The following is a 24838-nucleotide window of genomic DNA, read 5'->3' as shown; positions in this document are numbered from 1 at the left end:
TTTTGAAAATGATAGTTGGCATAGACCTGGGAACCACCAATAGCCTGATTGCTGCATGGAATGAAGGCAAGGCGCAACTGATACCGAATGCTCTTGGGCATAAATTGACACCGTCCTGTATCAGTATCAATGAGCGGGGCGAAGTCTTGGTTGGTTTGCCAGCGCGTGACCGGTTGTTGAGCAATCCGGCTTCGTCAGTGGCTTTCTTTAAACGCTATATGGGAACTGAAAAACGCTTTCAACTGGGCGAGCGTAGTTTCAGGCCAGAGGAGTTGTCCTCCCTGGTACTCAAGGCACTAGTGGCTGATGCCGAAGCTTATTTGGGGGAGAAAGTAACTGAAGCGGTGATAACAGTGCCAGCGTATTTCAATGATACCCAGCGCAAGGCAACTCGCATTGCCGGTGAACTGGCAGGCCTGAAAGTGGAGCGATTGTTGAACGAACCTACTGCGGCAGCACTCGCATATGGCTTGCATAACGCACCTAAAGAATCACAGTTCCTTGTATTCGATCTCGGCGGTGGCACTTTCGATGTCTCCATACTGGAATTGTTTGCCGGTATCATGGAAGTAAGAGCTACCGCCGGTGATAATTTCCTGGGTGGTGAAGATTTTACTGATGCCCTGCTCAAAGGCTTCCTGGCAGAAGCTGGCAAGCTCGCAGGTATCGTGGAGAGGCATTTGACACCAGTTCAATCTGCGCAATTGCGCATAGAGGCTGAGAGAGTCAAGCGTGCCTTTTCTAGCGGCGATAAACAAATGTTCTCTTTTTACTTTGAAGAGCGTGAAGTGCGCTGGGAGGTCAGCGCTGACATGTATGAAAAACTCTGTGATGAATTGCTGCAGCGCTTGAGTATTCCGGTAGAGCGCGCATTACGTGATTCCAATATCAAACCCGCAGAGCTTGACCGTGTCGTTATGGTGGGTGGTTCCACCCGGCTGAGCATGGTGCACCGCATGTTGACCCGCTTGTTTGGCCGTTTCCCAAGTCGTGATATTGACCCCGACGAGGCAATCGTTATTGGTGCCGCCGTACAGGCAGGCTTAAAAGCACGTGATGCTGCCCTCAATGATGTGGTCATGACTGATGTCAGCCCTTATTCACTGGGTATAGCGGTATCAGAAGAATATGGACGCAATGAACTCAGGACTGGTCTTTTCTGTCCTCTGATAGAGCGCAATACTGTCGTGCCGGTTAGCCGCTCACAAGAATTTTATCCCATCAATGATCGCCAGGAATGCATTGATATTCGTATCTTTCAAGGAGAAAGCCGCGAAGTGAAAGACAATATTGCCCTCGGTGCGCTCAAAGTTTACTTGCCGTTTACACCTGGTGCCCAGCGTGGCATAGATGTGCGTTTTACTTATGATATCAATGGCTTGCTGGAAGTAGAGGCTACCCTCAAGGAAACGGGCGAAAGCAAGATGTTGCTGATCGAGCAAAATCCTGGTTCCATGTCTGCAGACCAGATAGCACAGAGCCAGGAAGTGATGAAAACCTTAAAAATTCATCCGCGTGATCAGCTTGAAAACCAGGCGTTACTGGAGAGAATGAAACGTCTCTATGAACAAAACCTCGGAAACCGGCGTGACTGGGTGGCTGCCCGCATCAGTCAATATGAGCAAATTCTGGAAAGGCAAAATCCAAGGGAAATCGCAAAAGCCAATGAAATTTTTTCTGAAGTGCTGACACGGTTTGAAGGGGCTCCCTTGTTATGAGCCCGTTTCAGCGCTTGGGTATAGCGGCTACCAGTGACAAACGGCAAATCAAACTTGCCTATGCTGCTTTGCTTAAACAGGTCAATCCAGAGGTTGATCCAGAAGGTTTTCAGGCTTTGCGCCGTGCTTATGAAGATGCCCTGGCCATGGTTGCGGACAGCCCCCACGCCTTGCCTGTCGTGCAGCTGGATCATGCTACGCTACCAGAAATAAGCCCGGCGTTTGAATCGGTTTTGCCAGATACGAAAGAAATCGAGGCACAGATTACCGGGCATGGTCAGCAAACACCATACGATACCACTGCAGAAAAACAAGAGAAACTGGCATTTCCAGCACATTTGCTGGATGAGGCCCTGGACTGGATGCCCAGGCTGGACCTGAGTCTGGAGTCAGACCGCCAGCTTGAACAGCAGATGACGCAGAAATTGGCACCAGGCCCAAGACCGAAAACACGCTATTTTTCGGATAAGACCGGCGAACGTCTTGCTGGTGGTGCTGACAAGGTCGTGCTTGATACCAGCCCTGATCCCTATGTCGCAGCGGCGATGGTTTGCAAGACTTTACTCAGGACCGATGCGAAGCTCAGAGCAGAAAAGCTCAGGCAATTATTGCAGCAAGCAGGCTGGGAAAATCTGGATTTCAAGAACAAGCTTGAGCTGGCATTTGTGGGTGTAATCAATGAAGACTTTGACAGCCGTTACCTGTTGGTTAAATCCCTGAACGCTCACTATCACTGGCAAGAAAATAGGATAGGCATTAAAGGACGTCCCAAGTCACAGGCTATCCTTGATTTATTAAGACGGTCCAATGCACGTGTGTGGAGTAATAATATGCTGGATATGCCTGGGGGAAGCCCTGCTTTGATGGCATACAGACTCTTGCGCATGAAGCCGGACGAAGAGCGATTCATTGAGTTTTTGCAACATGGCGAGTATTTCAGGGCTATGCATAAATTGATGCAGGAGTTGCACAATGAAGCCAGAGATGTCCTGATTTTTGAAGTGAATGGCGCTTCAGTGCAATGGTGGCTTAACTATTTTGAGATGTGCCATACTCTGCAACCTGCTAGCAGTGGAAAGGAAAAATCCAAAGAAATTCAAAAGAAAAAGTACAAGAGAAAATCAGACATGAGGCGCTGGTTGACCAATATATCGAAATTGCTAATCAAGATAAGTATCTGTGTGCTGATATTTGTTTTTGCTAGCTGGTATTTTTCTCCCCAGGTGTTTCAGCACCTGTTTTCTGGCTCTGGAAATTGAGTTTGATTTATTTTCTTGCCCTTATATCTATCGCGTAGCTGGAAATGCCATAAGCAAATACCGCATATGCGCCGAGTTTGGGATCAAAAACAGCCAGGGCAAGCGCACCGCAAATGCAGCCCGTTGCACGGTACAAGGTATCCTCTCCACGTATTTTTGCCTGTAGCGCTGATGCCATCGCGGCTACCGCCAATATGATACCGCTATAAAAACACCCGTCGAGAAAATGCCCTGGATTGACATCAAAAACCGAGGCTAAAAATGCTTCATCGAGAAAAATCTCCTGTTTATCCTGTACGGAAAATAGGTGCGAGAAGTTAATATTCAGGGCTAGCGAATTTGCATATATTGCTGAGCATATGATAACCAGGGCTAAAATACCTTTGAATAGCGAAAATAGACCCCAGATGCTGGCTTGCCTGCACATCCATGCCAGACATGCGGGGTAGGTGTTTCGATCTTTGGATGGGGACAGGTTTATCAGGCTTATAAACATGCCCAGACAAGTGAGTAGCATGTATGCCAGATACGCAAGGCTTTGCGTTGAATGCCGGGCATACTGGAACCCGGGCTGCGCATACAACACACCTAACGCCAGTGCAGGGATAGTGGCGAACAGAACGCCCGCGTATTTGCTCATTTGATGCCTGTGTACCAGACTCGCCCAGATATGCAGCAGGGGAATACACAATGCATATGAGCCTGGCAGCAACAGCAGCATGAACATGAATTTCATGCCAAATGCCGCCAGACTCAGACCGCGTCCGTAAAGGCATATTGCCACGCCCACAAATAACCAGGTAAGCGGCGCAAACATAGGGGCCAGCAAATAGGCTTGAAAGGGGATTTGCTGTGTCCTGCTATCGTGGTGGTCATTCGGCATCTGTTATTCGCCTGAGCAGTTCTCGTCATCGATTTTCAAATGTTCTAATTTTACAAGTTTAATTTCCTTGCAAAGAAAAACCGTAGAGTGCCCAAAGAAATCATTTAACCTGACTTCGTAGTAATGTCGGCTACCAATTTTCTGTTTCTCGATAGACATTGTAGGGAAAAATATTTTTTCCAGCTGTGCTGCTTGTTGAATTGCATCTGTGAGTGAAAAACTCGCTGCCCATCGTGAAACCAATGTCCGTTCAAATTTTTCCTCGTCTAGGTAATTGCGCACGAAGTGTTCGAACAGTATAGAAAATTCTGCTATGTACTTTGCAGAATAATGAGGGATAGTTCGTCGTATTGAGAATTCTGTAAAACTGCAATCGCTTAGTTTGGGATCATAGTTCAGTATTTCTTGCAAAAGTTCTCCACCATGAATGAACGTAACGCCCTCTATGGCATTTGTTAATGGCAATACCTGAATGGCTTCTTTATCGATCAAGTTGCCCGTTTCAAGTATCTCTATCACTTTCTCCATTTCCTTGGTTTTGTCATGATAGAAGTTTCCTCCCACTATAAAAAACACTCTGGACCCATGTTGTCGAAAGAGCTGGATATCTTCGAGTATGCGCTCCTGTACCTCAATTGGAGCATTCGAGAAAAAACTTGTTTCACCTGTTTTTGCAATACCTTCTTCACATACTGATATCAAAAGGGGTAATACAGGTTCCCCTTTTTTCCATAAATCTAGCCAGTAGTTCATCTGCTCTTGATAGGATTCTTGAGTCATTTTTTTCCTGATAAATTTGATGATGCAAGATCAAGTACTTTGGCTGCTTATAAGATGCCACAAGAATTCACTATATGCGTCCCCCTGCGGTAATTCATAGTCTGTCTTCAAGACTTTTCGTGTGCTGACGACTTCCCGATTTTCTTTGGGGTTAAAGCCAATTTTTTCTTCGTCAACCATGTACAGACCAGTGCCGCGTTTTTGCCATAAAGGCAGAGTTTTGAAATCTATGCCCCTGCTTTGCAGCAGCGCCTCTTTTTCAGCGAGCGATTTGCCTTCTATGAAACTGGTGGTTTCATTTTGTGATTTTCCTTCTTTTCTGAGTTGCCAGTAGCAATGGGCATTCAGGGCATTTCTGTGGGCATCTTCATTGCGCCAGCGAAAATAATCCACTACCAGGTTTGAGCTGGGTAATTGGCAGATACGGCAGTCGAAAGCAGCCACCTGACCCAGCATCAGGCTGAATTTGGCGGAAGCTTCGCCTGCCAACAGGGAATTGTATTTCCTCAATTTGCGGCCAAAAGGCATTGATATTCAGGTCAAACAACAGGGAAATCTCGTCGCTCTGGTTATGGGCGTAGACAACCTTGAAACCGCAGTTCATTAGATGCTTGCAGGTCTCCACCATAAGGTCGCGGAACTTGATGTCAAACGGCGCTTCGAATGCGCAGGTTTCCTTGGTCAGGCGGGTAAAACCACGGCCATCTATACGTGCCACCATATAAGTTCCGACCGGCACGCAGTCATCATGGGCGGTTTCATAGGCGCGCATGACTTTTTCAAGTTCATCAAACTTCATTTTTTCCAATCGGTGACAGTTAATCGTCCATCTATAAAATCGACGTAATACAGGTGGTCAAAACCCTCATCATAATCAGGAATTTCCAATTTTTTATGCGTATCCAGTATGCCGACCTTGGGAACCAAATCCTTGCTTTGCCGTTGGCCATTCCATGCCAGAGCTCTTTCCAGATCAGTTTTAAAGTAATAGGCAGTTACCCGCCATTGCCTGGCTTTGATCTGTTCCAGATACTTTGCCCGGATTTCTTTGGTCGGATTGGTGTTGTCGATTACAAAAGGCATGCCGGTGTCAAAGCAAAAGTCCAGCATGCGTGTATGACGGTTTTTGGTTTTCAGCAAGTCATTGCTGATACGCAGGTGGCTATTGAAGAAATGTTCTTTGTAAAAAGAAGATTTACCGCTTGCCTGTAATCCTATAAATATGATTGCTTCCATTCATTTCTACAATGCTAGGTTGGTATTGCATTGTATTACATGCAGTCATGCTGTTAATTCACCCGCGTAACCGCCCGTACCCCATCCGTAATGAAGCGTAGCAGGTATGGTGCTGCCAGGTCAGCCTGCCGGGCGGGGCACAGGCCGTCAGACAGTCGTTCTATGCGGATATCGACGACGTGGTGCAGCAGGGCACCCAGGGCGAACTGATAGCTCCAGTAGATGCTGTCGGCGGGTGCATGGGGCAGGGCATCGTGCAGTGCGGCGATGAATTCACGCGCCATGGGGTCATAGAATTCGCGGGTGATGCGTTCGCTGGCTTCATGCTGGTCAATGACACCGCGCATGACCATACGTGAAAAATTGGCTCCATCGGCTTTTTCATTGAGCCTGAGCACAGGTAGCACAAAGGCGGCGATGATGGCTTCAAGTGCAGTATCAGATGCACTGTGTGCGCGTGCATGACGCAAGCCGTTCAGGCGTTCGGCGATATAACCGCTGTGGTGTTCATAAATGGCGTAATACAGCTCATTTTTGGCACCAAAGTAGTAACCGATGAGGGCAATCGGTACCCCGGCCTCATGCGCGATGTCGCGGATGGAGACGCCTTCATAGCTTTGTGCGGCGAAGCATTTCTCAGCGGCAATGAGAATTGCGCGCTTTTTTCCACTTAGTTCTTCAACAGAGCTCATGAGCTGATCCGACCAAATTGGCAAGCATGCGAATAGACATAAAATAATGCAAAACTTTGCCGAATTGTACGGTCGTTCAGTTTATTGTCTATGCGCACTGCAACATAGCTCAACTTGTTGACGGGCTTTGTTGCATGCACAAAGTGTGGGCAAAAATGGCTTGTATTTGCCTGACAGCTGCCATACATTGCATCAAAATAGTATGAACGTGTTTTTTAGCGTTATGCTTGGCTTTTACATACTCTCCTTTTCAGGAAAAGCGACATCTTTCATGAGCGACACCACCCGTATCGATAAATGGCTATGGGCAGCCAGATTCTTTAAAACCCGCAGCCTGGCGACCAATGCAGTCGAGCTGGGTCGCGTGATGCAAAACGAGCAGCGCATCAAGCCTGCCCACAATGTCAAAGTGGGCGACCTGATCGAGGTACAGCAGGCTGAACAAGTGTGGCAGGTCCGGGTAATGCGCATATTGGAAATGCGCGGGCCGGCGACCGTTGCCCAGACCATGTATGAAGAAACTGCGGAAAGCACCGCAAAACGCGCCAAGGCGGCAGAAGACAGGAAGTATTTCCGTGAACCAACCGCAGCACTGCCTGGCAGGCCCACCAAGCGCGACAGGCGACAACTGGACCAGACCCGCAGCTAAAGCGGGTCTGCAAGCTGAGGAAATGAAATTCAGATGAAAAGCCGGGTGATAAACAAGGTCATTACGGCTCAGAAGCAAGTTAAAAGCAAGTCAAAAGCAAGTCATAAGCAAGTCATAAGCAAGTCATAAGCGGGATCAAAGGAGGCAAAACATAATAGATACTCTCCTCTAAAGACGGAATCTGGTTTGACATTTCATGCGCCGTGCATAATAGTACGAGCGTTCGATAAATTCATTTGTTTGCATCACTTTTTAATATTGGTCTATGTAAGCATGAATCTTTTCAACACAATCAATGTAATATGAATATGACATCAAAATTCATGCGCAAGGGGGAGTTGACCCGTGCTGCCATTCTGGATGTAGCCCTGGATGCTGCCAGTCGTGACGGCATAGAAGGCCTGACCATCGGTTTGCTGGCCGACAAGATGAACATGAGCAAGTCTGGCGTGTTCGCCCATTTCGGCTCGCGTGAAGACTTGCAGATCGAAGTGCTGAAGCTGTATCACCATCATTTCGAACAGGAAGTGTTTTATCCCAGCATGAAAGAAGAACGTGGCTTGCCGCGTTTGCAGTCCATGTTTGCCTTGTGGGTCAAGCGTGTCACGGTAGAAATTGCTTCCGGCTGTATTTATATCAGCGGTGCTGCCGAATACGATGACCGGGCCGGGCCGATCAGGGATGAACTGGTCGGGATGGTGCATGCGTGGCAGGGTGCCTTGCAGCGGGCAGCTGCGCAGGCGATACAACTGGGCCATTTGCGTAACGATGTTGATCCTGAACAGATTGTGTATGAGATGTACGGCCTCATCCTGGCTTTGCACCATGATGCGCGTTTCTTGCGCAAGCCAGGTAGTGTAGGCCGTGCCGAAACCGGATTTGAAAGAATGATCGAGTATTACGCGCCGGCGCATATTACTGCTTGATTTTGGTATGCATTGCCGCAAAAAAAATTTGTATCCACATTTACCGTTATAACTTTGCCGTCAGGAGAAAATCATGGGTCAATATATCGCTCCATTGCGTGATATGCAGTTCGTGTTGCATGAGCTGTTGAATGTAGAAGAAGAATTGAAACAGCTGCCCAAGCATGCTGATGTTGATGGCGACATCATCAACCAGATTCTGGAAGAAGGCGGCAAATTCACTTCCGCTGTACTGTTCCCCTTGAATCACTCCGGTGACCGCGAAGGCTGCCATCACGACAAGACTAACCACACTGTCACCACACCAAAAGGTTTCAAAGAAGCTTACAAACAATATGTGGAAGCGGGCTGGCCGGCATTGTCTTGCGACCCGGAATTCGGTGGTCAGGGCTTGCCACTGGTGGTCAACAATTCTTTCTATGAAATGTTGAATTCGTCGAACCAGGCCTGGTCCATGTACCCTGGCTTGTCGCATGGTGCGTATGAATGTATCCATGAACACGGCACGCCAGAACAAAAATCCCTGTACCTGCCTAAGCTGATTTCCGGCGACTGGACTGGCACCATGTGCCTGACCGAGCCACATTGCGGTACTGACCTGGGTATGCTGCGTTCCAAAGCAGAACCACAGACTGACGGCAGCTACAAAATCACCGGCGCAAAGATTTTCATCTCTGCCGGTGAACATGATATGGCAGAAAATATCATCCATCTGGTGCTGGCACGCTTGCCGGGTGCGCCAGAAGGTTCCAAGGGTATTTCGCTGTTCATCGTGCCTAAATTCTTGTCGAATGCAGATGGCAGCATTGGTGAACGCAACCCTATTTTCTGCGGCGCGATTGAAGAAAAAATGGGTATCCACGGCAATTCCACTTGCCAGATGAACCTGGACGGCGCAACCGGCTGGCTGATCGGTGGCCCGAACAAGGGTTTGAATGCGATGTTCGTATTCATGAATGCCGCACGTCTGGGCGTCGGCATGCAAGGCCTGGGCTTGACAGAAGTTGCGTATCAAAACGCACTGGTATACGCCAAAGACCGTATCCAGATGCGCAGCCTGTCTGGCCCTAAAGCACCAGACAAACCAGCTGACCCTATCATCGTTCATGCTGACGTGCGCCGCATGCTGTTCACGGCAAAAGCGTATGCCGAAGGTGCGCGTGCATTCTGTTCCTACGTTGCCCTGCAACTGGATAAAGAATTCAACCACCCTGACGAACAGGTACGCAAGGATTGTGCTGACGAAGTCGCCTTGCTGACACCAGTCATCAAAGCCTTCATCACTGACAATGCATGGACTGCAACGTCTGAATGTCTGCAAGTGTATGGTGGACATGGCTTCATCGCTGAATGGGGCATGGAACAATATGTACGCGATGCCCGTATCAACATGATTTATGAAGGCACGAATACCATTCAGTCCCTCGATTTGCTGGGCCGTAAAATCTTGATGGACAACGGTGCCAAACTGCGTAAATTTGGTGCCAAGGTACAGGCATTTGTGGAAGCCAATGGCACTAACGAAGCACTGGCAGAATTCATCACGCCATTGGCTGAGCTGGGTGACAAAGTCACCAAGCTGACCATGGAAATCGGTATGAAGGCTTTCCAGAATCCAGATGAAGTCGGTGCTGCTGCCGTCCCTTATCTGCGTGTCGTTGGTCACCTGGTCTACAGTTATTTCTTTGCACAAATGGCCAAGATCGCTCTTGAAAAGCAGGATTCTGGCGACAAATTCTATATCTCCAAACTGGCAACAGCCCGTTTCTATTTTGCCCGTTTGTATCCGGAAACAGCGATGCTGATCCGCCAGGCGCGTTCTGGTTCTGCCAATTTGCTGGCACTCGAAGCTGACTTGTTCTAATCAAACATGCGCGCCACCCTGCTCACGCAGGGTGGCGCGTCCTACCTGAGGTTAAAAATGACCAATTTCATCGTTAAAAAAGTTGCCGTTCTGGGCGCTGGCGTGATGGGTGCGCAAATTGCTGCTCACTGTATCAATGCAAAGATACCTGTAGTCCTGTTTGACCTGCCTGCCAAGGAAGGCCCGAAGAATGGCATCGTCCTGCGCGCCATCGAGAATTTGAAAAAACTCAATCCTGCGCCACTGGGCAACAAGGATGACGCCGCCCTGATAGCAGTAGCCAACTACGAAGACAACCTGGACTTGCTGGCCGGTTGCGACCTGATCATCGAAGCCATTGCAGAACGCATGGACTGGAAGCATGACCTGTACAAGAAGGTTTCCCCGCACATTGCGCCAAATGCGATTTTCGCTTCCAATACCTCCGGCCTGTCCATCACCGCCTTGTCTGAAGGCTTTGATGCAGAACTGAAAGCCCGTTTCTGCGGCGTGCATTTCTTCAACCCACCACGCTATATGCATCTGGTGGAATTGATCCCTACCGTTGCTACCCGTCCAGAAATCATCGACCAGCTCGAAGGCTTCCTGACGACTTCCCTGGGTAAAGGTGTGGTCCGCGCCAAGGATACACCTAACTTCATCGCTAACCGCGTCGGTATCTTCGGCATGCTGGCAACGATCTATGAAGCAGAAAAATTTGGCCTGACAGTTGACGTCGTCGATGACCTCACCGGCAAAAAACTGGGTCGTGCTTCTTCCGGTACTTTCCGTACTGCTGACGTGGTCGGCCTGGATACCATGGGCCATGTTATCAAGACCATGCAAGACAATCTGGGCGATGATCCGTTCTTCGCTGTCTACAAAACCCCTGAAGTGCTGGCCAAATTGGTCGCTGCAGGTGCCCTGGGTCAAAAATCCGGTGCAGGCTTTTACAAGAAAGTCGGCAAAGACATCCAGCGTCTGGACTTCGCCACAGCACAATATGTGACTGGCGGTGCCAAGGCGGACGAAGTCGTCGCCCGCATGCTGAAAGAAAAAGACCCGGTCAAGAAAATGAAGACCCTGCGTGAATCGACCAATGTACAGGCACAGTTCCTGTGGGCGATTTTCCGCGATGCCTTCCACTACATCGCTGTGCATGGCGCAACGATTGCCGACAATGCACGCGATATCGACTTCGCCATGCGCTGGGGCTTTGGCTGGAACGTAGGCCCGTTCGAGACATGGCAGGCATCTGGCTGGCAGGAAGTGGCAGGCTGGGTCAAGGAAGATATCGATGCTGGCAAGGCACTGTGCAATGCACCGCTGCCAACCTGGGTATTTGACGGACGCACGGGTGTGCACACCGCTGAAGGTTCCTGGTCACCTGCAAGCAGCACTTATGTGCCGCGCTCCAACCTGGCTGTGTACGACCGTCAAGCCTTCCGTGCGCCGGTACTGGGTACGGGCGTGGCAACTGGCGCAACTGCCGGCACGACTTTCTTTGAAGATGAATCTGTCCGTATCTGGCATCAGAATGACGACGTACTGGTCTTGTCGCTGAAAACCAAGATGCATGTGATTGGTCCAGGCGTGATTGAAGGCATGGAAAAAGCCATCGCTGAAGCCGAGAAAAACTTCAAGGGCCTGGTCATCTGGAGTGCTGATGCTGCCGACGGCGGTGCATTCTCTGCCGGTGCTGATTTGCAAGCGATGCTGCCTTTGTTCATGTCCGGTGGCGTGAAAGCGATTGAACCTGCGATCTCTCGCCTGCAAAATGCCCATCAGGCCTTGAAATACGCCAACATCCCTGTGGTTGCTGCTGTCTCCGGCCTGGCGCTCGGCGGTGGTTGCGAATTGATGATGCACACGGCCAAACGTGTCGCTTCCATTGAGTCTTACATCGGCCTGGTTGAAGTGGGCGTGGGCCTGGTACCTGGTGGTGGTGGCTTGAAAGAAGCAGCAGTACGTGCAGCGGCAGATGCCAAAGGCACGGATTTGTTGCAGTTCCTGAAAAACTACTTCACCAATGCTGCCACCGCCGCTGTATCCAAATCGGCGCTGGAAGCACAGAAGATGGGTTACCTGTCTGCGGATGACGTCATCGTCTTCAACCCCTATGAATTGCTGCACGTCGCCAAGGTCGAAGCGCGCGCCATGTTTGATGCCGGTTACCGCGCCCCAATGCGCAAACTGGTACCAGTCACGGGCCGTCATGGCATTGCCACGATTGCTGCACAACTGATCAATATGCGTGATGGCGGTTTCATCTCTGCCCATGATTTCAAACTGGGCAAAATGATTGCTGAAGTGGTTAGCGGTGGTGACATCGATAACGGTAGCCTGGTCAGCGAGCAATGGCTGCTGGACATGGAGCGCAAGGCGTTTATGGAATTGCTGAATCATCCAAAAACACAAGAGCGCATTATGGGCATGATGCAAACTGGTAAGCCAGTCCGTAACTAAAAAGGAAAAACTTAAGATCCAAGACCTCTCACCACCGAAGCACAGAGACTCCGAGACACAGAGTTGACACAGAGAACAGCCTGGCAACTCGATTTTCTCCACCTTTCCTCTGTGTCTCAGTGCCTCTGTGGTGAGGGGTCTTTGTTGAGAATAAGTTTTAGCTGACCTTAACGAATTGAGGTAATCAAAAATGACTAAACAACTCCAAGACGCCTACATCGTCTCTGCTACCCGTACCCCGATCGGCAAATCTGGTCGTGGCATGTTCCGTAACACCCGCCCTGATGATTTGCTGGTGCGCGTACTGCAATCTGCTTTTGCACAGGTGCCTAATCTTGATCCTAAACTGGCTGAAGATGCCATCATCGGTTGCTCTTTCCCTGAAGGCCCGCAAGGCCTGAACCTGGCACGCATGGGCGTACTGCTGGCGGGTTTGCCGAATACTATCGGTGGCGTCACCATCAACCGCTATTGCGCATCCGGCATTACTGCTGTTGCCATGGCGGCAGACCGCATCCGCGTCGGCCAGGCTGACGTGATGATCGCCGGTGGTGTCGAATCCATGTCCATGGTGCCTATGATGGGTAATAGCCCATCCATGAACATGGCTATCCTGAAAGATGAAAACGTCGGCATGGCTTACGGCATGGGTTTGACTGCAGAAAAAGTGGCCCAGCAATGGAAAGTGTCACGCGAAGCGCAAGATGCGTTTGCCCTGCAATCGCACCAACGTGCTATCGCTGCCCAAAACGCCGGTTACTTCGATGCCGAGACCACCTCGGTTGACATCATTGACCGCTTACCTAACCTGGCTACCGGCGAAATCGAATTGAAAACCCGCACCGTCAGCCGCGATGAAGGCGCACGTCCCGATACCTCTATCGAAGGTCTGGCCAAGTTGAAACCCGTGTTCGCCGCCAAAGGCAGCGTGACAGCCGGTAACAGCTCGCAAACGTCGGATGGTGCTGGTGCTCTGATCATCGTCAGTGAAAAAATCCTCAAGCAATTCAACCTGACACCGCTGGCACGTTTTGCTTCTTTTGCAGTACGTGGCGTACCGCCAGAAATCATGGGTATCGGTCCTAAAGAAGCCATCCCGGCGGCATGTCGTGCTGCTGGCATCACGCAAGACCAGATCGACTGGTTTGAACTCAACGAAGCGTTCGCTGCACAATCACTGGCCGTGGTACAAGACCTTGGTCTAGACCCGGCCAAGGTCAACCCTATGGGTGGCGCGATTGCGCTGGGGCATCCACTGGGCGCGACGGGTGCGATACGTTCAGCAACGACAATTCATGCTCTGCATCGTAACAACCTGAAATACGGCATGGTCACCATGTGTGTAGGTACAGGCATGGGTGCAGCCGGTATTTTTGAACGCATGTAAGCTGTAAGCCAACACAGGAAAAAATCAAACCGCGCAGATTACTTTTTTTCTGCGCGGTTTTTTTACGAGATGCTTGCGCATCCGCACCGAAGGAGTTGTGATGGAGACGATACAAATTGTGACGGCTGACGGCACTACGCTGACAGCAAAAAAATTCACACCTGCAGTCAGCATACAATCGGTGGTAGTCATGCCTGCGGCCATGGGTGTGAAACAGAATTTCTATGAACCCTTCGCTGAATTTTTGGCCGAACACGGTATCGCCGTATTAAGCTTCGATTATCGTGGCATGGGCGAATCCATTCCGGATCAGTATCGTGAATCGCTGCGTGGTTTCAAGGCGAATATCAATGACTGGGCAGAAAAAGACTATAACGCTGCACTGAAAACCGCCAAGGAATGGCAGCCAGATGTGCCGCTGCTGATTGTTGGTCATTCCCTGGGCGGCCAATTGCCGGGCCTGGTGCCAGACAATCACCTGATTGATGGCATGCTGACCATAGGTTGTGGCAGCGGTTACTGGCGTGATAATTCCCCGCAGTTGAAGCGTTTTGTCTGGCTGATGTGGTATTTCCTGGTGCCGCTGTACACGCGTCTGTGGGGTTATTTCCCTGGCAAAAAAATGCGCAAGGTGGGCGATTTGCCCAAGGGCGTGATTTATCAGTGGTCGCGCTGGTGCCGCAGCCCGGCCTATTTTGTTGAGAAAGATGGCAGCCCCATGCAGACCGGCCATCATAAAATCCACAAACCCATACTGTGCATGAGCTTTACCGATGACGAAATGATGAGCCGTCGCAGCATAGACAGCATGCATGATTATTACAGTAACGCGGCAGTGGAACGGCGTTATATCCACCCCACAGAAGTGAATGCAAAACGTATCGGGCATTTCGGTTTTTTCCGCCCGCAATTTCGGCATACACTATGGCAGCAAGCCTTGCAATGGCTCAACAGTGCTCCAAATACTGCTCCCAATATTGCTCCAAACACTGCTCCAATAAAACAATCGACCTGAAGATAAGAGACTAGACCATGGATATCCTGACCCACAAAGAAAACGGTATTTTGACGATCAGCTTCAATCGTCCGGAAAAGAAAAACGCCATTACCCAGGCCATGTACCAGGCCATGGCCGATGCCCTGCGTGATGCAGAAACAGATGTGGCCGTGCGTGCCATCCTGATTACCGGCAAGCCCGAGATTTTTACAGCAGGTAATGATCTCGAAGATTTCATGAAAAATTCTGGCAGCATCGCCTCACCAGATAATTTACCACCGGTGTACCAGTTCATGCAGGCCTTGAATGAACTTGGCAAGCCTGTCATTGCTGCTGTGTCTGGTGCAGCAGTCGGCATAGGTACCACATTGCTCATGCATTGCGACATGATTTACCTGGCCGACAATGCCAAACTTTCCATGCCCTTCACGCAATTGGGCTTGTGCCCTGAATTTGCCTCCAGCATGGTGTTCCAGCAAATCGTAGGCTATCAGCGCGCCGCAGAAAAACTCATGCTGGGCGAAGCTTTCAGCGCCCAGGAAGCTTTTGAGATGGGTTTCGTCAATAAGGTCTTGCCACTCGAAGAATTACTGCCTTATGCCCAGCAACAAGCCGCCAAACTGGCCGCTTTGCCGGCAGCATCCATACGTGTCACCAAGCGCCTGATGAAAGGCAACCAGCCCGCCGCCATCAGCGCCAAGATGCTGGAAGAAAATAAACATTTTGCCGCCATGCTCAGTGGCCCGGAAGCGAAAGAAGCATTCATGGCATTCTTCCAGAAGCGCAAACCGGATTTTAGTCAGTTCAACTAAGATTTTTTCTTAAGAACAGTGATTGCAAACAGATGTCTGTTGAATCCGAACTGATCACCGGCTGGCTACGTGCGCGTTCTTTCGCACGCGGCTTGCCGGCGCCGGTTGCAGATCATGGCGGCTGGCGGGTTGATACGCAACTTCCAGACGAATTGCAGCGTTATGTATTTGCGGGTGTTGAAGATGGTTTGCGTCAACTTGCAGACGAGATTGTCACGCCAAAAATTTTCCTGAAATTATGCGGCAGCGAGCAAGAACTGCAGGCCCTGTTACCACCGCGCTGGCAATTGCAGGACCTGCGCTATGTGATGACAGGCGAAGACTTTTGTGTCGACGATATTTCACTCGCACCTGGCTATACCGTGCAACTGACTTCCAGTGCCACTGCCACCACGGCACGCATCCTGACCGATACAGGGGAACTCGCCGCCAGCGGTGATGCAGCAGAGCACAATGGCTTTTTCATCTACGACAGAATTGCTACCCAGGCTGAACACCGGCGACGTGGCCTGGGTGCCTGTCTGATGCGGGCATTGCATTCGACAAGACGATCCAGTGCCTCGACCCAGATACTGGTCGCTACTGCTGCAGGACAGCGTTTATATTCATCGCTGGGATGGCGCATACGCTCGCCATACACGACGGCGCATATTCCGTACTAATTTCAACGGGAAGCACTGCGCCGCATAGAAACAGATTTCAGCCTGGCGCAGTGCCATCCGTTGTGCGGACCAGTTTTTTGTTGACGAATTCTTGTATGCCCATGTCGCCCAATTCTCGTCCGTAGCCAGAATTTTTGATACCACCGAATGGCAGATCTGCGTCAGCCCAGTCAAGATTATTGATGAACATCATGCCGGTATCGACCTGACTTGCGATAGCTTGCCCACGGGCCAGATCTTTGGTAAAGACAGAGCCACCCAGACCAAAATCAGAATCGTTGGCGAGCGCTATGGCGGCGGCCTCGTCCTTGACACGATAGAATGAAACCACAGGACCAAAAAATTCATCGCGGAAGGCCGGATTCTCCGGTTTGATATCAGTGAGAATAGTCACTTCCATAAATGAACCGGGGCAATCCAGTCGTTTGCCACCCATCAGGACCCTGGCACCATGTTTAACAGCGACTTCGACCTGTTTAATCAGTTGAAGCAAGGCTGCTTCGCTTGATAAGGGGCCATGCGTGGTACTTTCATCCATAGGATCACCCGGGGTCAGTCCTGACAATGCTTGCTGGAATTTGGTGATGAATTCATCGGCTATAGATTCGAGAACGATGAATCGCTTGGCAGCGCAACAAGTCTGGCCACCGTTGTACATGCGACCCCATACTGCCCACGGGATGGTTTTATCCATATCGGCATCGTCAAGCACAATGAAGGCGTCGCTGCCGCCTAGTTCCATCGTGGATTTTTTGAGGTTTTGTCCGGCGCGTGCAGCAACGGCCCTGCCCGCAGTGACGCTACCTGTCAGAGCGACGCCTTTGATGCGTGGATCATCAATGACGATGTTTGATTGTTCATAGGAGATCAGCAGGTTGGTATAAGCACCAAGCGGTGCACCTGCATCAATCCAGAGTTTTTCGAATGCGATAGCACATTGTGGCACGCATGCAGCATGCTTCACGACTATCACGTTCCCTGCCATGAGTTGCGGCCCGGCCACCCTGGCGAGTTGATAGAAAGGGAAGTTCCAGGGTTCAACACAAAACAGCACACCAAGTGGGCTGCATTCCATATGCGCCTGGCCTGATTTTGGATTGAGTTCGACAGGTTTCAAGAAGCTTTCAGCATGTTCTGCATAATAAGCCAGGATGGCGGCACTGAACTTGACTTCGGCGCGTGCTTCGTTAATGAGTTTGCCCATTTCCAGCGTAGCCAACCTGGCAAAGTCGTCGAACTGTGCATGCAAGAGTTGTGCAGCTCTGGCGACGATGGCGGCGCGTTCTTTGAAGCTGGTGTGCTTCCACACACTGAAACAAGAATCGGCAGTTGACAGCGATTGTTGCAGTTGTGTAGTACTGGAATGTTCAAATGTTTTAAGGGTTTTACCAGTGTAGGGATTGATGCTTTGATAGGACATGATAGGGGCCATTTTCTGAATAATTGGCAAAAAATTGTGCATGCAGCGATGGTGCTGCATGCATTTTTTACCGGGTGAGTTCTTTGATGCTAGTCCCCAATGTCTTGTCTTTCGGTGCGCTGGCGCGCATAGGTGGCGCGTATAGGTGGCGCGCATACGTAGATATATTGATCCCGCGTTTCTCTGCCAGGTGCTGAGTTCAGTCAGGCAGGAAGTTAATTACCACACGTGAAGGCACTTCACCATGTTTGAGTCGTTCAAACACCTTGTTGATGGCAGACAGCGGTTGCAGTTCAATATCGGCCTTGACCTTGCCGTCGACTGCAAAGGCTAAGGCTTCTGCCATGTCACGACGATTACCGACAAAAGAGCCACGAATAGTGATGCAATTCGCCACGACATCAAACAGCGGGGTAGGAAATTCACCAGGTGGCAAGCCCACCAAAACACAAGTGCCAAACTTGCGTGTCATGCCCACGCCTTGCTTGAATGCGGCGAGTGAAGGTGCCGTAATCAGTACCCCATGTGCACCGCCGCCAGTCACTTCTCTGACCATCTCTATGGCATCGGCAGTTTTGGCGTTGACGATGGCCTCAGCACCCAAACGCTGGGCATGGGCAAGCTTGCTGTCGTCGATATCTACTGCGCAGACATGCAGGCCCATGGCTTTAGCATACTGGACAGCCAGATGGCCCAGACCCCCGATACCGGAGATGACGATCCAGTCGCCCGGCTTGGCCTGGGTTTCCTTGATGCCCTTGTACGAGGTGACACCGGCACAAATCAATGGCGCAGCTTCACGCGCTGCCAGACCTGCAGGAATATGGGCAACATAATTGGGATCAGCAATGATGTATTCGGCAAAACCGCCATTTTTTGTATAGCCGCCGAACTGCGCATCTGGGCAAACCGGCTCGTGCGCCGCCAGACAGTATTCACAATGCCCGCAGGCCGAATACAGCCATGGCACGCCGACGCGGTCGCCTTCTTTGACGGCAGTGACGCCTGCTCCCAGTGCGACAACGATGCCGATACCTTCATGGCCAGGAATAAAAGGTAAAGGTGGCTTGAGTGGCCAGTCACCGCCGGCGGCATGCAGATCGGTATGGCACACACCACACACTTCGGTCTTGACCAGGATCTGGCCCGGCCCAGGTTCGGGAATAGCCAACTCTTTCAACACCAGGGCTTGTCCAAATTGTTCAACTACGGCGGCTTGCATGGTCAGTGTCATGTGATTCTCCAAAAGTAGGTGTTTGGCGATATGGCTTACGTAACTTACGTACGTGCGGTTATTTGAATGCTTTGATGAAAGCTTCCATTTTCGTACCGATTGATTTGTCATGTGCGGTAACAGGTGGAACCTGACGGTCGACAGCCAGCAGTTTGTAGACCGCCATCTGGGCCGCGCGGACGGAATATTCCACCGTGAAGACGACATCATCGGGGATTTCGACAAACTGGCTGATGAAGGCGAAGTTCCTGGTGCCGGGTGGCACCGGCAAAGGACGGTCACCAGCAGAACGGGGCATAAACATGCTGGTGATGTAAGGCATCCTGCATGGGATGCAATTGGCGTTGTCAAATACTTCGGTATCGAAACGCAGATGCCCCAGCAGTTCTTGCAAGATTTCAGCGCCATTGCATTCGCTCATGGGTTTGGCGACATAATCGCCTATGCGGTCAGGAAACAGGGCATAACCCCAGAACACCTGAATGCCTTCTGGCTGGTTGATGAAGTGTGGCTGATGCGCCAGCACGATGGACATCAACCAGTTGGAATCCTTGAATGTCACCAATCCACCGGTGCCGGCTTCATTGCCACTGAACTCTTGCATTAGGTTAAAGAAGCGTGGGTCTTTCAGTGTGACGGTAAAAGATTCCCAATTCGATTGTGCAATACAGCTGTTGAATGCTGTGGGGTTACCCATGCCTGGCCGTTCGGCAGCAAGTTGTTCCCACAGGCGCCAGCCATTGCTATCAAGCTTGCTGCGTTTTTCTGGCGCGCTACTCATGGACCCCAGACTGGATGCATCGGTCATGGATCCATTTTGCAGGAACACCAGGTCGCCTTCATTGACGACGATGCTTTCTTGAATACCATCGCGCTGGCAATCCAGGCCGGTCACGGTCAATGAAGAGTCGTTGACGGTATGCGTCAATCTTTGTACCTGACAATTTGTGATGAAATGAACGCCATTCTGTTTCAGCCAGGTTTGCAGCGGCAAGACCAGCGAATCATACTGGTTGTAGACAGTGCGTTTGACACCAGCCAGGGTTTCTATACGCGAAAATTCCATCATGAAGCGGTGCAGATAACGTTTGAACTCGACCGCACTGTGCCATGGCTGAAAGGCAAAGGTGGTGGCCCACATAAACCAGAATTCTGTCTCAAAAAAGGAAGGCGAAAGCCAGTCGGTAATCCTGCCGTTGCCCATGTCAGCTTCTTCTGTCATGGTCAATTTCAGTAATTCCATGCGGTCATGCATGGAGAAACCCATGGATGTTACCGGCACCCTGGCACGACGCTTGTCGACCAGTCGGGCTTTTGAATTGGACTGGAACTGTTGATTGAATTCTTGGGTTTCTTCAAATACCGATTTGCCCGGATGGTGTAATGAGGGTATGGATTTGAACAAATCCCAGGTGCATTCATAATTGTCGGTGGTCAGCATGCGACCACCACGTAATGAATACCCTTGTTCGGGATCTCCCGCACCATCCAGGCTGCCACCGATGAGAGAACTCGCCTCAAGGATGGAGATCTGGTCGCCCTTTATTTTGCCGTCGCGTATCATAAATGCCGCTGCTGCCAGCGAACCTATGCCACCGCCGATCAGATATGCTTTTGTATTGGTAGTCATGATTTCCTAGTGGATAAGAGTATGTGTATAGCCATGTATTGACCTGATATAAGCTTGGCGCGCTTTTGAAGTGCATGGTTTGTGCTATGACAAATAACAGCCGGGTTTTCAAAAGGCAGAACCTGGCAGTATTCAAGGCTCGTCATTCACATCTCTGTACAGCTTGTCGCGCAAGCACGACAGGCTTTTGCACAATCGTCCATCATGCCGTCGGAGTCTGCATGGGCTTCGCAAAGAGTGGCGCAAGCCTTGCAGATTTCTGCACATTCCCTGGCCAGATGAGAATGATGCGGTGAACGGCGTGCCATGAAATCGGCATGCACCAGGCAAATCTGGGCGCAGTCAAGCAGGCTGACAAGATGCAGCACTTCGCTGTGATTGCTATCCCCATGCATGACATGGGCGGCTGTGGCGGTGCAGATGCGATGACATGCCAGGCAGATGGCAAGACATTGCTCCATTTTTTCATTGAGTGGCTTAAGTTTCATGACGCGCTCCCTGTATAAGCATGGCAGATGGGGTATCAAGCCCGCGCGCAGCATTGAATACTATGCATAGTGCGTATGAGCATGAAGCCCACATATACGTCGTTTTTAAGATATGGAATGTGCGTTGACGTACATGACGCAGCTATATCTATCGTTTGCAGTGCCATCCCCGGTGATGGTTCTTGGCTGAGGTGCTGACGTTGTGGGATGAGCAATACGGTGCGTCGATTGTGCATCGCAAAAAAAGTAAAACCTGTATTCAAAAATTGTATACCATATACTTTCCGTAAAGAAATCATACGAATATCCGCTGAGTTGATCTTTGTTGGTATTCAATGGGAGTGAAATAGAATTGAAATGGGAATGGCTTCTGTGTCTGTACTGGTTAACCGGGTCGTGTTGAATGTGGCGTGCAAGGCTTGGAATGGTTGCATACTTAACAATTTTCTTGCCTGTTTCATCAGACGCCAGGTACGGGTGATTTACTGCCTGGCTATTGTATTGCCCGGCATACTGGGTGCGGCCCCCGCACTGTCTTCGACAGAGCCACTGACGCTGGCCGACTATCACCGTGATGTCTGGGGTGCGAAAGATGGCGTCCCCGCTGAAATTATTTCCATGGCCCAGACCAGGGATGGCTGGCTATGGTTGTCGACACCGAATGGCTTATTCCGGTACGACGGGGTGAAGTTTTCAGAATTCACTCCCTATCCAGGTGAATCCCTGCGCAGAAAACGCCTGGCGAATATTGTTTCTCAGCCCAATGGCGAGCTATGGATAGGTTATTCCTACGGCGGGTTCAGCGTATTGCGTAACGGGCATCTGAAGCATTACACGCCGGATGACGGGGGAATTGTCGGTGCAATGTATGAGGCAGAGTCTGACATAGACGGCAGCATCTGGGTGGCTTCCACCAAAGGTCTGGTTCGTTTTCAGCACGGTAAATGGACCAAAATCGACGAGAGGCAAGGTTTTCCTGGCAACCGGGCGATGGCAGTACTGCTGGATCAATACGGGCAATTGTGGGCCAGCTCAAAAAATCACTTGTTTCTGTTTGATCGTACGAATCAGGTTTTCCGCCCTGTCGGACTGAGCGGAGACGATCTGTCCTTGATAGAGTCCCCGGATGGACAGTTATGGATGGCCGCACTGGACAAAATCATCCAGGTCGACATGGGACAGCATGCCACAGTCATTCCGCGACCGGCGCGATTAACCGGACGTGGATCACGTGAAGGCATTTTTGATCGTGAAGCCAGTTTTTGGAGTGTTAACTGTCTGCAAGGGCTTTGCAGAATACCAAAGAACGAACTGCAAGGTTTGACAGAATTCAATCCAGGTAGTCTTGCAAAAAAAATCCGGCCAAAAGTCGCTACGCCAAACAGCCCCAGGACCAACACGATACTGGAAGACCGCGAAGGCAACATCTGGGTGGCAACACAACTGGGGTTGGAGCGCTACAGACCCAACAAGATACGGTCCATTTCTTTGCCCGAAGAGTCGCGCTTCTATTCGATTGCCGCCGCTGGCGAGGACGAATTGTGGATAGTCACCAAGCCCGCCGGTGGGCTGTGGTATTACGCTCGGGGAACAACGACATTGATCAGCAAAGATCAAACATATACCAGAGTGACACGCGGATTGGATGGCAGCATTTTAGCTGGCGGCGACAAGTATCTTGAACGGCGGTTGAACAATCAGGTAGAACGCATTTCTTTGCCTTTCAGCGATGCAGGCTTGGGCAAGACAAGTCAGGCCGAAGTAGGCTTGCTGGTCGATGATGGGGTGAATATCTGGGACAACGATTATAGTTTTCGTTTGCGTCGCCTCAAGGATGGACACTGGACCAGTGGCATTCAGCTTGGCATCCCAACAGGGGCCACTAATATGTCGGCAGATGATCAGGGGCATCTGTGGCTCAGCTACATCAATAACAAAGTCATCGATTTCCATGATGGAAAAATAAGAGAATTCGGCCCGACAGAAGGGATAGACCTGGGTACGATAGGTTTTATAGATGCCAGGTATGACACCCTCATTTCCGGAGACAACGGCACTGCCGTCATGATTAACGGACGCTTTCATCGCCTGACTGTTGATAGTGACAGCAGCATACTCACCTTGATTTCCGGTGTAGCGGTAACGCCAAATGGTGATCGATGGTTAAATGGTTCCAAAGGCTTGCTGCACATCCGGTATGCTGACTGGCAGGCGTTTATTCGTCATCCAGATCAGCGCATCAACTATGAATTGCTGAATTCGTCTGATGGTTATAGTGGTGCAGCGTTAATCAAAGTAGCACCTATAGCAGTTGCAGAAAAGCAGACGCGGCTCTGGATGGTCAGTACTACAGGGCTTGCGTACATTGATACCGATACGCTTTTTCATAATGCAATTGCACCGACGGTTCAAATTACGGATCTGGTGACCGATGGTGAACATCACTTGACGGGCAATGCCATTACCCTGAAAGCCGGAACGAAAAGCCTGGACATAGAATTCACGGCCTTGAGTCTCAGCTATCCTGAAAAACTAAAAATCAAATACCAGCTGGAAGGGGTAGATGGCGAATGGCAAACGGTAGGTGCCCGACGTTCTGCCCACTATACCAATCTTGAACCTGGGCCTTACCGCTTTAAAGTAATCGCAGGCAATGAAGACGGTGTATGGAATGAGAAGGGTGCCACACTGGATTTCTCAATTGAGGCATTTTTCTACCAGAAGTACTGGTTTTACACTGTCTGCACAATAGGTTTTTTTGTCATGCTCTATCTGCTGTATTTGGTGCGATTGCGTATAACAATGAGAAGAATTACTGAACGCATGACTGAGCGCATAGAAGAGCGGGAACGCATTGCCAGAGCTTTGCATGACACTTTCCTGCAAAGTGTACAAGCCTTGATTCTGGGTTTTCAGGCTGTCGCCCATCGCTTGCCGCCAGAAGTCAGTTCACGCCCTGTGTTGGGTAAGCTGTTGCGACAGGCAGACCAGGTTCTGGCAGAAGGCCGGGATCAGGTCATGAATCTGAGGGTGAGCGAGAATGCTACTGATGGCATGGAAAAAGCGTTGCGTGATTTGGGGAAAACGCTGGAAGAAAACTATCCAGTGACATTTACCTTGTCGTCGACAGGTAGCCATGCGCAGATCAAGCCTGATATTCAGGGTGAGATATTTTATATAGGTAGGGAAGCGTTGTTGAATGCCTTCCAACATGCACAGGGAACGCAGGTAATGCTGTATCTCATTTATGGCACGGACTATTTTTCCATGCATGTCAGAGACAATGGGAAGGGTATGCCGCAGGAAATACGAGAGCAGGGCAAGCGTCCAGGTCACTGGGGATTGACAGGTATGCGGGAACGGGCATCAGGAATGGGAGGCGAGCTTGAAATCTTGAATGGCGTAACCGGAGGAAGCGAAGTCGTGCTCACTATCGCCGCCAGCATAGTGTATGTGGAAGACAAAGGTTCAAGTCTGGTATCGAGCCTGATATCGAATCTGACCAATCAACTGAAATCCTTGTTGCCGGGCAGGATTAAGTAGAGCCAACTGCGGTACAGCGCGAGCTTACTTTTCCAAATGACCCTCCATGTCAGGATAGATGTCGCGTCATCAGAAACATAACTCAATGGAGAGCGAAAGGCAGAGTAAGATGAAACGAGTACGCTATACGGCAGAACAAAAGGAATGGGTAATTCAACAAATGATACCTCCCATCAATCGTGCCATTGTGGAATTAGCCCAAGCCACAGGAAT

The 24838-nt window shown here is 50.4% G+C and carries 21 protein-coding genes; 11 read left to right on the top strand and 10 right to left on the bottom strand.

Translation table 11 applies throughout. The features are described 5' to 3' along the window. The first annotated feature begins 8 nt into the window (after window positions 1-8). Both ACO0K9_RS21435 and ACO0K9_RS21430 read left to right on the top strand, forming a co-directional pair. On the top strand, window positions 9-1718 hold the full coding sequence (locus ACO0K9_RS21435) for an Hsp70 family protein (RefSeq protein ID WP_422988378.1): 1710 nt from the start codon (window positions 9-11) through the stop codon (window positions 1716-1718). Then, entirely contained in the window at window positions 1715-2977 is a 1263-nt protein-coding gene (locus ACO0K9_RS21430; RefSeq protein WP_422988216.1) for a hypothetical protein, read from the top strand. The genes ACO0K9_RS21435 and ACO0K9_RS21430 overlap by 4 nt, the downstream gene beginning before the upstream one ends. 7 nt (window positions 2978-2984) lie before the next feature. Here the strand turns inward: ACO0K9_RS21430 and ACO0K9_RS21425 are convergent, their stop codons facing one another. From ACO0K9_RS21425 to ACO0K9_RS21400, 6 genes are read right to left on the bottom strand one after another with little or no spacing between them, the layout of a single operon-like run. Next, window positions 2985-3860: a hypothetical protein gene (locus ACO0K9_RS21425; protein WP_422988214.1), complete on the bottom strand. Its 876-nt coding sequence runs from the start codon at window positions 3858-3860 to the stop codon at window positions 2985-2987. 3 nt (window positions 3861-3863) lie between these two features. Continuing rightward, window positions 3864-4640, bottom strand: a complete 777-nt coding sequence (locus ACO0K9_RS21420) for a hypothetical protein (RefSeq protein ID WP_422988212.1) — start codon at window positions 4638-4640, stop codon at window positions 3864-3866. A 30-nt stretch (window positions 4641-4670) separates the two neighbouring features. Next, window positions 4671-5033, bottom strand: a complete 363-nt coding sequence (locus tag ACO0K9_RS21415) for a hypothetical protein (protein WP_422988210.1) — start codon at window positions 5031-5033, stop codon at window positions 4671-4673. Next, window positions 5008-5439: a tRNA(His) guanylyltransferase Thg1 family protein gene (locus ACO0K9_RS21410; RefSeq protein WP_422988376.1), complete on the bottom strand. Its 432-nt coding sequence runs from the start codon at window positions 5437-5439 to the stop codon at window positions 5008-5010. Before ACO0K9_RS21410 ends, ACO0K9_RS21415 begins: the two co-directional genes overlap by 26 nt. Continuing rightward, window positions 5436-5876 (bottom strand): AAA family ATPase, encoded by a 441-nt coding sequence (locus ACO0K9_RS21405; RefSeq protein WP_422988208.1) that lies wholly within the window; start codon window positions 5874-5876, stop codon window positions 5436-5438. The genes ACO0K9_RS21410 and ACO0K9_RS21405 overlap by 4 nt, the downstream gene beginning before the upstream one ends. 53 nt (window positions 5877-5929) lie before the next feature. Then, window positions 5930-6568 carry a TetR/AcrR family transcriptional regulator gene (locus tag ACO0K9_RS21400; RefSeq protein WP_422988206.1) on the bottom strand — a complete coding sequence of 213 codons (639 nt, stop codon included), beginning with the start codon at window positions 6566-6568 and terminating at the stop codon, window positions 5930-5932. 271 nt (window positions 6569-6839) lie between these two features. Here ACO0K9_RS21400 and ACO0K9_RS21395 point away from each other — a divergent pair, with 271 nt between their 5' ends. The 8 genes from ACO0K9_RS21395 to ACO0K9_RS21360 all read left to right on the top strand — a co-directional run bounded on the left by ACO0K9_RS21395 (window position 6840) and on the right by ACO0K9_RS21360 (window position 16310). Beyond that, window positions 6840-7217 (top strand): RNA-binding S4 domain-containing protein, encoded by a 378-nt coding sequence (locus tag ACO0K9_RS21395; RefSeq protein WP_422988204.1) that lies wholly within the window; start codon window positions 6840-6842, stop codon window positions 7215-7217. Window positions 7218-7540: 323 nt separating this feature from the next. Continuing rightward, complete coding sequence (locus ACO0K9_RS21390; RefSeq protein WP_422988374.1) at window positions 7541-8143, top strand: TetR/AcrR family transcriptional regulator; 603 nt, start codon at window positions 7541-7543, stop codon at window positions 8141-8143. Between the two features lie 73 nt (window positions 8144-8216). Beyond that, complete coding sequence (locus ACO0K9_RS21385) at window positions 8217-10007, top strand: acyl-CoA dehydrogenase C-terminal domain-containing protein (RefSeq protein WP_422988202.1); 1791 nt, start codon at window positions 8217-8219, stop codon at window positions 10005-10007. Between the two features lie 57 nt (window positions 10008-10064). Next, window positions 10065-12452 carry a 3-hydroxyacyl-CoA dehydrogenase/enoyl-CoA hydratase family protein gene (locus ACO0K9_RS21380; protein ID WP_422988200.1) on the top strand — a complete coding sequence of 796 codons (2388 nt, stop codon included), beginning with the start codon at window positions 10065-10067 and terminating at the stop codon, window positions 12450-12452. A gap of 190 nt (window positions 12453-12642) precedes the next feature. Then, complete coding sequence (locus ACO0K9_RS21375) at window positions 12643-13839, top strand: acetyl-CoA C-acyltransferase (protein WP_422988198.1); 1197 nt, start codon at window positions 12643-12645, stop codon at window positions 13837-13839. Window positions 13840-13939: 100 nt separating this feature from the next. Further along, window positions 13940-14854, top strand: a complete 915-nt coding sequence (locus tag ACO0K9_RS21370; RefSeq protein WP_422988196.1) for an alpha/beta fold hydrolase — start codon at window positions 13940-13942, stop codon at window positions 14852-14854. A gap of 17 nt (window positions 14855-14871) precedes the next feature. Further along, window positions 14872-15648 carry an enoyl-CoA hydratase gene (locus tag ACO0K9_RS21365; RefSeq protein ID WP_422988194.1) on the top strand — a complete coding sequence of 259 codons (777 nt, stop codon included), beginning with the start codon at window positions 14872-14874 and terminating at the stop codon, window positions 15646-15648. 32 nt (window positions 15649-15680) lie between these two features. Beyond that, window positions 15681-16310, top strand: coding sequence for a GNAT family N-acetyltransferase (locus ACO0K9_RS21360; RefSeq protein WP_422988192.1), 630 nt, complete (start codon window positions 15681-15683; stop codon window positions 16308-16310). A 37-nt stretch (window positions 16311-16347) separates the two neighbouring features. On the opposite strand, the gene ACO0K9_RS21355 is transcribed toward ACO0K9_RS21360, so the two are convergent. The 4 genes from ACO0K9_RS21355 to ACO0K9_RS21340 form a co-directional block, all read right to left on the bottom strand. Then, on the bottom strand, window positions 16348-17730 hold the full coding sequence (locus tag ACO0K9_RS21355; RefSeq protein ID WP_422988190.1) for an NAD-dependent succinate-semialdehyde dehydrogenase: 1383 nt from the start codon (window positions 17728-17730) through the stop codon (window positions 16348-16350). A 199-nt stretch (window positions 17731-17929) separates the two neighbouring features. Beyond that, window positions 17930-18964 (bottom strand): zinc-dependent alcohol dehydrogenase, encoded by a 1035-nt coding sequence (locus tag ACO0K9_RS21350; RefSeq protein WP_422988188.1) that lies wholly within the window; start codon window positions 18962-18964, stop codon window positions 17930-17932. Window positions 18965-19022: 58 nt separating this feature from the next. After that, window positions 19023-20594 (bottom strand): oleate hydratase, encoded by a 1572-nt coding sequence (locus ACO0K9_RS21345; RefSeq protein ID WP_422988186.1) that lies wholly within the window; start codon window positions 20592-20594, stop codon window positions 19023-19025. A 146-nt stretch (window positions 20595-20740) separates the two neighbouring features. Next, a complete protein-coding gene (locus ACO0K9_RS21340; RefSeq protein WP_422988184.1) occupies window positions 20741-21082 on the bottom strand; it encodes a four-helix bundle copper-binding protein in 342 nt (113 codons plus the stop codon). 363 nt (window positions 21083-21445) lie between these two features. Between ACO0K9_RS21340 and ACO0K9_RS21335 the strand changes: the two genes are divergently transcribed. Next, window positions 21446-24625, top strand: coding sequence for a sensor histidine kinase (locus tag ACO0K9_RS21335; protein ID WP_422988182.1), 3180 nt, complete (start codon window positions 21446-21448; stop codon window positions 24623-24625). Window positions 24626-24838: the final 213 nt, after the last annotated feature.

The sequence above is a fragment of the Undibacterium sp. Ji50W genome (genome assembly GCF_049340445.1).
In the GTDB taxonomy this organism is placed as follows: domain Bacteria; phylum Pseudomonadota; class Gammaproteobacteria; order Burkholderiales; family Burkholderiaceae_D; genus Undibacterium.
This window is presented reverse-complemented; position numbering and strand designations above follow the sequence as displayed.